The sequence below is a fragment of the Hungatella hathewayi WAL-18680 genome (genome assembly GCF_000235505.1).
Lineage (GTDB): Bacteria > Bacillota > Clostridia > Lachnospirales > Lachnospiraceae > Hungatella_A > Hungatella_A hathewayi_A.
Genome location: NZ_JH379027.1, coordinates 1429564 through 1441682, shown reverse-complemented (window position 1 = coordinate 1441682; position 12119 = coordinate 1429564). Strand labels below are relative to the sequence as shown.

Here is a 12119-nt window from a genome sequence, read left to right as displayed (position 1 = left end):
CGTTTTCAATTATTCACATTATCCCTGGATTCCAAGGGTCTCGGCAATGCGTTCTTTGGTGCGCTCACACTGGTTGCGGCCGTAGATGATGTCGCTGACTGTGGAGTTGGCGATGCCCAGGCGTCTCGCCAGTTCCTGCTGGGGAATGTCCTGTTCTACCATTGCGATTTTCATTTTCTTTCCAAATGGGGTGCATGGGATTCTGTTTGCCATATTGGGTTCCTCCTTTTATGTCCGTTTTATATTTATGCCGATATCGCTTTCATATCGGTTCTACATCCGTTTTACAGCACCGGCTCGGTCACTGACACCGTAAAACTCGGTTTTACAGAAAATGTATCTTCAACACTCCATCCCTGCTTGGTCATTCCATAAATCTTCAAATTCATGGTCCCGCCGTTGGCATCCAATTTTCCTTTGTTTGCCCGATTACTGTCCATGTAATAGTTGCCGGTCATTGCCGTATCCAGCCAGAACGACGTGTCATTGACATCTGCCTCCACTGCCGGCGTCTTTTCGCTGATTGCCAGCATCAGAGCCTTATTGGTATCCAACCCTCCTATGCTGTTCACCAAGGTAACGTTGGCCGTCGGGACGCTGACTCCTGACACATAGACATACACCGGCACTGCGGAATTGTTCAGAATCCGGTATCCGCTTGACTGATTCTCACCCACCTGTATGTTTGGATTCGTCGCATCGTATTTGGTTGGGTCAAGGTCAAAAGCGGTTGTCAGCGGGAGTGTGACACTCAGCGTGGTCGCTTTGATTGTTCCATTCAATGTGGTCTCCACTGCATCTGCTCCGGTCTTTTCCTCTGTGACAAGCGGTGCATCGATTACTGGGTCCAGACCGGCCCCATAGGCCCCAGTGGCTCCTGCCACTGCCAGCATCATAGTCAGAGCGCCCGCGACTATCTGTTTCCTGTTCTTCTTCATTGTTTTTCCTCCTGTTATCCTTCTTTTTTATGTTATTTTTATATCAATCAGCAGGGCTAACCGGCCCGTACTGCGCTGATTTTTAATACCGGCCTCACCGTGAACTGGTAGGCTCCATAGAAATCTGCCGACACCTTTCCGTATATCTGCAAACCTGTTTCCTCCCCGGCTCCAAGGTCTGCCACCAGGATATTGGTCTTCCCCGGACAGATGGCGTACTGTTCAAAATCCGCCTCGCTGCTATACCCCCTCCCGGCTGTTCCCAACACCAAAATGGCTGTTCCAAACTCCTTCACTTCCGATACCTGGTCCACAAGGCGGAAATTCTGTGGGGGACCACCCGGAAATGTTTCCGAAAAAGCCATGTCTCCCTGCCGGATATCCCCTACCTCCGCGATTTCCAGACGCACCGGCACCACCGAGTTGTTTGTGATCTTAAATTCCGCTGGGGATGGGCACAGTATCTGGCCTCCCGGATTGGCCGCGGCGTCAAAAATGCCTTCTGGGTTAACCGTAAATTCCACGTCCGATGGCAGAGCCGCCGATATCAGGGAAACGTCTATGGTTCCCCGCAGTTCTGTCTCTACCGAACGGCTTTCCGCCAGCATAGAAAACTCCACCTTAGTCTCTTCCACCGTTCCCACGGGCCTCTCTCTCCCTTGAGCAGCAGCCGGCTCCTGGATTCCCAGGCACAGGAGAACGGCGGCGGTAATTCCTACATAACCGATTATTCTTTTATTCAATGCCCTTTTCCTCCTCATTCATACAGGACCAGCTGAATCTGTGCGGATGCCTGACCGATATAAGTCTCGTCTTCTTTGTAGGCGAAGAATTTTGCCGTGCAGTTATACTTTCCGGCGGGCAGATTCGTCAGCAGCGGTGCTCTCTCCACATAGTTTCCCGGTGGAATGGCTCCCGTCTCGTATATCTTTTCGCCAGTCTCATCCTGCCATACCTCCACACGGATGAGTTTTCCCTGGTTGGAGGGATTCTCAATCAGCCAGTTGATACTTTTATCTCCACCGCTGGCCTTTCCTGACGGAGTTGCGTTGATGGTCATTGCCAGCATTCCTTCCTCCACCACGGCGTCCAGCTCTCTTTTTCGCTCTTCACGGCTCTTTCCCGGTATGTCCCCCGCTATGATATTTCCTTCATAGACCAGGCCTTCCTGCTCTGACTCCGTCTGCCGGTATCTAAAATAGAAAAAACTGGTTGTCAGGGCAGCCGCCAGCAGGGCTGTAATAGAAAGCACCACTATGGAAATCCCGATTTTATGCCTGCTCTTGTCCGCCCCCAGGGAGGCCCTGCTGCTTCCGGTTCTATCCCTTTCCCTGCCATGTCCTTCCCAATCTTCTTGTCCTCTCATTTTCTCTTCCATCCTCGTATTCCGTCTCTTCCAGAGATTCTCTCTGTCGTGATTCTTCTTGTCAGTTCTCCACAAACACCGTAATTTTCGCCGCCGCCCTTCCTATGTATGCATTGTCTTTGATCCGGTACGCGTCAAAATAGGCCAGGCACGGGTATTCTCCCGCCTGAAGTTCCACATCAAGCGGCGCTTTTTCAATATACTGCTCCGGGTCCAGATAGCCGGATTTATAAATCTCCTCCTCCGTGTCCTCCCGCCTGATGGTCACAGTAAAACGGTTTCCATTTCCCGGCGGGTTCTCAATCAGAAGATTGGCATTGGACTTCCCGTTTTCTAAAACCGGAGTGGCGTTGATGGAGAAGGTCAGCATTCCTTCCTGTACCATGGCATCCAGTTCTTCCCGCCTTCCCGCCGGATCATTTAATGTACCACTTTGGACACGGGCCTCGGGCTCCAGCTGTGGAAGCTGCATTGCCGGCAGGCTGTGGGTATTCACAAAATATACCGCCACACAAGCCACTACCACGCAGAAGATCACTGCCAATAGTATAACCGTCATATTGGTATGGTTTCTTTTCGTTCTCATCTTCCCATCCCTGTTTCCTTTTCTCACTTATTTCCGTATTTCTTCCGGAACCACCCTCACGGTAAGTTCCAGTGTCATTTCCCCTGCAGGCTCCTTTTTATTGAACAGTTCAATCTTCGCCCACACCGGGTGTTCTCCTAGTTCCAACGTCTGATATAGTGTGATCATCTCCACGTATTTCCCCGGATCCACCCGTCTGGTTCCTCCGATTCGCCTGCCGGTGGATTGCAGATACAGGTTGATGCGGGAGCTATACTGGTTCTCAGCCGGGTTCTCAAACTCGATATTGCACTCCCGGCTGCCCTCACTCATGGTCGGCAGCTGGTTCACCACCACCCGGTATTGGCCGTCCTCCAGCTCTATGCCACCTGCCGCGTAGAGGCTGCCGTCAGCAGCATTTCTATCCGGCAAAATGTCAATTCCGGATCGTACAGAAACCGGCAGGCCAAAAATGGCAATACAACCGATCCCAATGGCAGCCAGTATCACTGCCGCCGCTAGAATTCCCAGACCCCTCCTGCGCCTTTTGCGCTTACTTCCCACCCCACACACCTCTCTTTTGGGTGCTTTCCCGTAAGCTGCCTCCTGCTTTTCTTTCCTATGTCTGGTGCTCCGCTTGCTCTTCCCGCGGCTCTTCTTCTGTTTCTCCGGTATAAGATTGGATAAATCCGGTCTCTCAGCCATTCCTTTTACCTGTCTTCCATCTTTCTATTCGTGTTTTAGGTTTCTTTGCCGTACTCTGCCAGATTCCATAAACAGTTCATATGGTCCCATTCTGGCTCAAGTTCCGCTGACCGGCTTAATTACGTCTCCCACATCATCTTTTGGTATGTCAAACTGGTAAATGATGTCAAAACCGAACCGTTTCTCTCCCCCCGCGTGAATCAGGCTGTATTCCATGAAATAGCTATATTGAAATGCCTTTCCATAGCCCACATAACAGGACAGCCACGGCAGGGCTTTCGGATCGAAATAAATCTCCTGCTCTCCCGCACTAAAATATCCCTTAACTCCCAGCTTCACTTTCTGATCCGCTCCTGTAATTGGTACACTATTATCAATGACATAGCTGTTGTCAATTGGTGTCAGCTTCACATCAATACTATCTGACAACTCTTTTTCCTTCACACTGGTGATACCAAATTGAATTGGATATGCCTCATTGTTTGTCAGCACCATGCCGGTAGAATATGCCTTCGGCTTCACACCAGGAGTCAGTGTGATTGTCGCAGTTTTTGTAACTGTGACATCCAGAGTGCTTCTGGTCACCCCTTTGATCTCGATCCGCACTTCAAACCGCTTCATCTTCTGATCCGCCCCGCTTCCTGTTTTCCCAGCCAGGTCCAGCAAAAGGGTCCGTTTTTCCGGATATATGTATGCCGCACCGTTATATAGCTTCAGCGGGCTTAAACTGCTGATGGTTACCCTCGGTGCCGTCAGCGACATCGCACAGTCTGCCAGATCAATTCCTCCGGTTTCCACCGCAAGATTCTGGTGGGCGTTATCCGTTCCGTAAGTATGGAAACCGGACGTGATCACGCTTTTGGATTTCAAAATAAAAGCCGGCTGGGAACTCCCGCCTGTTTCCTGGCGGATTCCACGAAGCAGAACATTGGACGGCAGTGTCATTGGACCACCCCAGCTCCCTTCTGCCCCTGCCAGAACTCCACCTGACTCCGTCACGGCTCCCGGGTCAACCTCCACTGTCAGCATTTCCGGCGCCTCAAGGGAAGGCATTCCTTTTGTAGCCTCCTCCTCCAGGCTGGTAAACCACACACGGTCCACTCCCTTGTATTCATTTCCGCCAAAAGTGTTTAAATCATCCGTCTGCGCCTGCCGGGCGGTGTCGCTGGACGTGTCAAACGGTATGACGCTTCCGCTGTCAGCCAGGGTTTTATCACTGTAACACTGGCTGATCGTATCCGCACCCGTCTTTCCGGCGATGGAGCCTGCGCTCCCGCTTCCCGCCACCGTGATGCAGTTTGAGCCAAAACTTGCCTGATAACTGTTTTGGATGATGCCGGCACTTCCATCCCCGGCAATCCCTCCGGCACATGCAGTGTTTCCGGTGCCGGTTACCGACGTCTCCAGGGCATAACAGTGTTTTACCGTGGCATTTCCTTCCATTTTCCCCACGACTCCTCCGGCAAATAATGCACCCAAGACCGTTCCCCCGCGATTAAAGCATCTGGAAATTTCTGCGGTTCCACTAGCCGTTCCAGCAATACCGCCTGCCACATCTCCGGTTATGGAACCGGTTATGATACCAATCCCACTTACCCTTCCACCGGTTCCCACCGTCCCAAACAGTCCGGCTGTTCCGGTGTTATTGACAGAAAGACCACTCAATTCATAAACCCGGGTGCCGCTTCCACGAAAGGTTCCACGATAGCTATGCCTGCTATCTTTCCCAATAGGTATCCATGAGAGTTGTCCACTTGACACGTAGCGGCTTCCCCTTAAGTCAAGATTCGCTGTCAGAACCACATTGGTATCCGCAGATACTGTGCCCTCATTTATTTGTTTGGCAAACCAGGCCAGCTGTTCTGCCGTTTTAATCTCCAAAGGATCGCCAGCAGGTGTTTCCATAGCGATGAAACCATCCGTCAGGCCCCGAGCTACCGTCTCCCAGCTGTCCGCATCCGGAAGTGTTCCATACTCCGGATAGACCGCGCCGCCTCCGGCCACATAGGTCCACGACACATAACTTGAGGATGTCTGGACCAGCCGTTCCCCGTTCAGCCCAAAGGCCGCCCCCCAGGTAGCAAACTTATCCGTCTCCATTCCCTTAGCATAGGTATCCACTGTTGGCTGGGACTTCTCCTTGTCATAGAAACAATAGGTTACACTGTCAGAGCTGGTACTGATTCCCACAACTGCTCCTACGTTAGAAGCTCCTGTCACAGCCCCGGCGTTATAGCATCCGGTGACTGCCTGTGTGGGCAGGGATAAGATTCCTGCGATTCCTCCAACATTGGCTCCGCCTGACACCGTTCCCTGGTTATAGCTGTTTCGGAGGGTTAGAGTCCCCGTTATAGCTCTTCCCAGAATTCCTCCTGTGTTGGAGCCTGTGGTCCCGTCAACCGCACTTCCCGCCAGATTATAGCAGCCATCAATGATGGTATCCGCGGCAATGGCGCCTGCGATTCCCCCTACATCATTTCCAGCTGTACTTTCGATGGTGCCACTGTTCCAGCAGCCTGCAATCTTTGCATCGGTTCCGGCGATATATCCCGCCATTCCTCCTACATAAGCACCAGAACTGCTCAGTTTTCCTTTATTCTCACACTCCCTAATCGTTACATCTGCTCCAAGAATACTTCCTGCGATTCCTCCCGTATACCGGCCATTTCCATCTGCCTTAATCAGGCTGTCAGACAGCTTGACATTCTCAATGACCGCACCGGTTCCCAGACTTCCAAACAGACCGGCTGCTCCATCTCTGTCCGCATACATATAGGAAATGGTATGATTATTCCCACGAAATGTTCCACTATACCGGTAGTCTTCATGCTCTCTTCCTATAGGTTTCCAGACTAATGCCTTCAAAAGAATATCAGCATCCCCGGGATCATAGGAATTTCCTGTGTACACTTCTCCAAACAGTTCAATATCCGCAAGCAGTTCCGCACACAGCCCGGTTTTTTCCTTTGCGCTTCCGGCCTCCCAGGCAAACCAGGCCAGTTCGCTGGGCGTTTCGATCTGATAAGGATTGCTGCTTGTCCCGGCGGTCCCCATGGAGCTTGTATTTTTAGGTAATGGAGCCGTAGCCTTGATTCCCACGTCCTCCCAGCTTTCCACTGTCATTGTGCCAAAGGAAGGATAGCCCAGATTTTTGTCCGCTGCATATTGCCACAGTGGGACACCGGACGCCTGGTTCATTCTGGATGCCATGGCCAAACTCTTCATATCAGATGTGGAATACGACTGGTTATCCTTCAGTCTCACCCGGCTTCCTCCAGCCACGCTCCCTGCTCCGCTGGTCTCCTGATCCCAATAACAATTATAAATTCCGCCAACCGACGAGTCCGTGCCGTTTTCAAAGCTTCCAGCGATCACTTTCGCCGCTCCGCTGGCCGTGGTAATGTTTCCAGCATTATAGCAGGCAGTAATTCTCTGTTTTCCCGGGATCGTTCCAATATCCGTTCCAACAAAAGCCCCTGTCCCGCTCCCTTTTCCCGTTACTTTGGCCCGGTTATAACTGTCCTCAATCACAATCTGGGTATCTTCTCCCGCCGCGGACACGACTGCTCCCACAAACGCAGCGGTGCCTTCCTCGCTGGAATTTCCGGGACTGACTGCCGTAACCGTGCAGTTCCCATCGAGGCCAAGTCTGCGGATTTTGGCGCCGCCTCCGGCACAGCCGAACAGCCCTGCATAGCCATCCTCCACTACCCGCATATGGCTGATTACTTTTCCATTTCCGTTAAAATCTCCGGTATAGGGATTTGTTGAATTTCCAATCGGACGCCATTGAAGCGGTTTGGCATCAGTTCCACCATAAGGCATCCCTGTTAAGTCAAGATCACTGAGCAAGATTGCATCGGAATTTTGTTTGCCTTTACTCACTTCTACCTGCATGGCCGCCAGATGCTCCGCTGATTCTATGCAATACCGCACTCCACCGTCCCCGTCACCTGTCACTGGACTGCCAATCAGTTCATCCAGACAGCCCTGCCCCACCACACTCCAGTCATCAGCCGGCGGCAGCGTGCCAATTTTAGGATATTCTATTCCAGCCGGGTCAAAGGTCCAGGAAATCCCCGTGCTCTGTGACAACTGGGAACCATTTAACGCAAATGCGGCCGCCCAGGATTTGAGCTGAACTTCCGTAAGACTTTTACAGCCTGATTGAGGTACCGCATCCGGGAGATAATAATAATTATTTCTTGCTGGCCCAGCCATATGTCCCAGAATCGGTTTCGTTTCCGAAAGTGTTCGATCCCCATCGACTTGCCCTATGTTATAGCACTGGGTAACTAACTGACTCCCATTCATAAAAGTTCCCACCACTCCACCCAGGCATGTTCTTCCTGTAATAGTTCCCGCATTGTAGCAATTTCTGATGATTGCACTCCCTGAAAATATTTTTCCTGCTATTCCACCTATATTACTACCGTTTAAACTACCAACATCACCTTCGTTATAACATCCATCTATCAACAAATTGCTTCCACCCTCAAATGCACCCAGAATCCCTCCCATTACTTCATAATTGCCAATTGGGATATCTGCCTTATTCCAACATCGGAGAATCTGAATATTGTTACCCTTTGCATTTCCTATCAAGGCACTGATACGTATGCCACGCGATAACTGAATTTTTCCAGACTCAATACCAAAATCCTTGATGACTGCGCCATTACCCAAATATCTCATAAAACCTATGTAGGTTCCTGACTCGGTAATACGTAAAAAAGATACATGATGACCTTTTCCATCAAAGGTTCCTGTATATCGGGAATCGGTAAACATCCCTCCCCACTCAAACGCATAATCAATGTTCGCCATGCTGGGCTCATAAGAGACATACCCGATGCCAAACAAGTTAATATCAGCCGTCAGCTCCACGCAAAATCCTGTTCCGTCTGCATTTGTCTCATTTGCATTTGTTTTATGGGCAAACAGCGCCAAATCCTCCGCCGTGCCGATCTGAAACGGAGCGGCGGCTGTTCCTGTGCCAGTCAGCGTTTTACCGGCCGCCGCCATGGCAGCCCCTACCTCACTCCAATTGGTGGGAGCATCTGCCGACCGTCCACTTAACAACGGATATCCGTCATTGTCATTGTTCCACGGCTGATACTGCCACAAAGGCTCCGACACAGACTCATTGAGCAGAGCCACTGTTTCACCAGCCTTCATATCTTCCGCAGTGACCGGTTTGGCCTGTTCTACGGTCATAGCTGACCGGCTGACAGAAGAAACTGCTCTGCCTGAGAATGTTGCGGACCCGCCGCTAATCCAGCAACAGTTCCTGATTCCTCCTGCCGCTGTGTCATTGGAAAATGTTCCCGCTATGGCACTGGCGGTTCCCGATGCCCCATCTGCCACGCTGATAGAACCGGCATTATAGCAATTGGTGATTCTCTGGTCTCCCGGGTCCTCCACTTCACCATGCCCAACAAACGCACCTGTGTGGTCACTTTTTCCGATCACGGCAGCGCGGTTGTAACAGCCTTCTATTACGATCTGGTCTTTTCCAGCTTCTGCTATCACACCGCCTGCCAATGCGGCTGTTCCATCGGTAAAAGCATTTCCTCCGGTCTTGGCCGTCACCGAGCTGTTAGGGCCAATTCCCAGCCTTCTTATCTTCGCTCCTCCACCGACTGCAGCCATAAATCCAGTATAGCCATCCTGGCCCTCCACCTTCATATAATCAATGATATGGCCGTTTCCATCAAAAGTGCCTTTATAATAAATGCTTCCGTCCGCAGTCCCTATGGGAATCCAGGGAAGCGGATTATCTCTGCTGCCTCCATAGCTGTCCGCACCGTCCAAATCTATATCGGCCATCAGTTTCACATTGGCTGACTGCATGGATGTCTCCGTATTTTGATTCACCTGATAAGCAAACCAGGCCAGCTGCCCGGCACTGTAAATCTCATAATATCCGTCTGCATTTTTCTCCGGCACGGTCATTCCAGACATAGTTCCTGTACTTTTAGAAAACTCAGCTCCCACATCCGCCCAGCTTGCATAACCGCTTCCCTCTTTCAGTGCGGTGAGGGAAAAGCTCCTTGTCACGCCTCCCACCGATGCTTTTAAACGCAGGCCGGTGCCTGGAGATCCCTCACCGGGTTGTGATACCGGATTGGATTTGGATATTGGTTCCTTATCGGTTTCGGTCTGGGAAGACGTCGTGGTTTCTACCTCCTGCTCCGTCAGCGACGCCCCAACTTCCGGCGCTTCATGGATGGAAACAGATACTTTCCCGTCTGTCACCACCTGATTATTTTCATTAATCCTGATATCTCCTTCGGTATCCCACTGAATTTCCTGTCCGTCCACTTCCAACGGAAGAACAATATCTCCCTCTTCCAATACATCCATAAGCGTCAATCCGTCTGGAAGCACCAGAGCGATAACGGATGCCTTCGAATTCTCCACGATCAACTCCTGCTCCTGTAATGCAAAGTATTCGATCTGCGGATACGCATTTTCTGCCAAATACCAGATTCCAGGAATTTGTGTTTCCGTCCCCGTCATCTGTGCTGTGCTGAGACCTTTCAATCGGAACTCCCGGCCTGCTTCCATTTCTGCATCGGTCTGGGTTCGCAAATCCTGTTCCGGCATCGGCTGTGTTTCCTGATTCGATGGTTGTGTTTCCTCATCCAACGGTTCGGTCTCCACCCATTCACCAGGTCCAATCTGCTTCATCCCGGCATGGTTTTCCACCTCTGCCACATCGGACGCGGATTCTGTCAACTCTGCACTTTCCACCGTTTCCGCCTCAGCCATGGAGTCATCGGCTATGGAATTATCCGTCAAGATGTTTTCTTCTTTGACACAGGCTAGCTGCAAATCATAGACGCAGCCCGATAAAATTCCATTTCCGGAAGCGGTAAATGCGCCCCGGACGTTTCCTGTCTCTCCAATTGTCATAGTCGAGTAGCAGTTTTGGATAGTACCGCTATTGACAGCCGCAAATCCTCCTGTCACATCATTGCTGTTCACCAAACCGGAAGCATAACTGTTCTCTGCTCTGGTATTTCCTCCCAAAATACCTGCTAGACCTCCAGCATAAGTATCAACTTCCTTTAAATCTGAACCGATCATCACCAGCACAAAACTGTCGGCTATCAGAGTTTCTCCTGCCGTCTGGGCAACGAGACCGCCAGCCGCAACACGCTCTGCCGTTACTAAAATATAGATATCACCTGCCGGATTCCCAATATATTCCAACTCCGCTTCAGTCTCTTCCCCAGCATCGTTATCGTTTTCGCCCTCTTGATCTGTCATGGGGTCCGTTTGCTCCGCATCCGGTGGACTCGCCACCGACGAATCTTCCGCCTCAGATGGGGAGGCAATAAGCGCCCCCTCTGCCCCAGCATCCACCACCGATGATGTCTTCGTCAATAACTGCCGTCTAACCGGATAAAATGCCACCGTCTCCGTCTTCGTTATATTGGCTCCTGATTCATCCGATCCTGAGATTACGATCTCTGCCCCTGAGGTTTCTCCCGCCCCAGTCTCTTCACCAGCTTCTATCAAATCACTCGTCGGCTCTGCTTCTGTCCCGGTCCCCAGCTCATCCGCTACATCATCACCTGGTCTTATATCTGCCGTACTCTCTATCTCAGTACCATCACCGGTGTGTTTGGTCTCCTCCTCATTCCCGGCCGGTTGGCTCTCAGAAGGTTCGTTCTCAGATGATTCGCTCTCTGATGGCTCGCTCTCAGACGGTTCGCTCTCAAATGGCTCGCTCTCAGACGGTTCGCTCTCAGATGGCTCGATTTCAGGCGGCTCTGTCTCCGCCGAACTCCCTGACTCCGTACGGCTCTCTTCCAGCACGCCCGGTCCCCCGGTACTCTCCAGTGCCCCCGGTCCTTTCACTTCTTCCGCTTCCGCCGGACTTGCTTTTCCTACCTGATACTCTGCTTCCGCTGGGCTGGCCGTTTTAATTTCCCCACTCATTCCACAATTTCGAATCACCGTGTCAACCGCATAGGCCGCCAGCGCGCCGTATCCGTCCACATACTCGTCTCCATCAAAATAGGTAAACGGATGCACAATCTCCGCCTCACTGAAAAACAGGTTTTGAATAGCCCCCCCCTCCACAACTCCAAACAGCGGTCTTGTCAGGCCGCTTATGATATGTCCATTTCCGTCAAACGTTCCGGTAAATGGTTCCACGTTTGTTCCAATGGATTGTTCCAGCCATCCAAGACTTAAATCCGCTTCCAATTGATATCTTCCGTTTAAGTTATAGTCCTCGCTCTCGCTGTCCAGCAGATACTGCTCCAGTTCCTCGCCCGTATGTAACTCCACGGTTTCCCGGCTCTTTGCACGGGCTGTCCCGATGCTGTGCAACGCGTACCCCGCCGCTCCCACTGCCAGAATGCAGGCGATTCCCGCTATCACAAATTTCAGCCGGTCCTTCCCGTTTGTTCTCGTATGCAGTCTAAAATGGCTCATATCTGTACCCCTCCATTGGTTTATCCTCTATCTTTTTGTTGCTTTCTCTTTCTTGTTCATGTTCCGGTCTCTTGTCCCGGATATTCTTGCCCTT

7 protein-coding genes are annotated in these 12119 nt (G+C 51.3%); all 7 read right to left on the bottom strand.

Annotated elements, in window-relative coordinates:
* Nucleotides 1-18: 18 nt before the first annotated feature.
* Nucleotides 19-213, bottom strand: coding sequence for a helix-turn-helix domain-containing protein (locus tag HMPREF9473_RS06535; RefSeq protein WP_006779272.1), 195 nt, complete (start codon nt 211-213; stop codon nt 19-21).
* A 71-nt stretch (nt 214-284) separates the two neighbouring features.
* Nucleotides 285-938 (bottom strand): hypothetical protein, encoded by a 654-nt coding sequence (locus HMPREF9473_RS06530; protein ID WP_006779283.1) that lies wholly within the window; start codon nt 936-938, stop codon nt 285-287.
* A gap of 56 nt (nt 939-994) precedes the next feature.
* On the bottom strand, nt 995-1681 hold the full coding sequence (locus tag HMPREF9473_RS06525) for a hypothetical protein (protein ID WP_006779282.1): 687 nt from the start codon (nt 1679-1681) through the stop codon (nt 995-997).
* Between the two features lie 14 nt (nt 1682-1695).
* Entirely contained in the window at nt 1696-2304 is a 609-nt protein-coding gene (locus HMPREF9473_RS26025; RefSeq protein ID WP_138669937.1) for a hypothetical protein, read from the bottom strand.
* Between the two features lie 61 nt (nt 2305-2365).
* Nucleotides 2366-2890 (bottom strand): hypothetical protein, encoded by a 525-nt coding sequence (locus tag HMPREF9473_RS26020; protein ID WP_006779280.1) that lies wholly within the window; start codon nt 2888-2890, stop codon nt 2366-2368.
* A gap of 27 nt (nt 2891-2917) precedes the next feature.
* Entirely contained in the window at nt 2918-3574 is a 657-nt protein-coding gene (locus HMPREF9473_RS06510; RefSeq protein ID WP_006779279.1) for a hypothetical protein, read from the bottom strand.
* 96 nt (nt 3575-3670) lie between these two features.
* Nucleotides 3671-12025: a hypothetical protein gene (locus HMPREF9473_RS06505; RefSeq protein WP_006779278.1), complete on the bottom strand. Its 8355-nt coding sequence runs from the start codon at nt 12023-12025 to the stop codon at nt 3671-3673.
* Between the last annotated feature and the right edge of the window lie 94 nt (nt 12026-12119).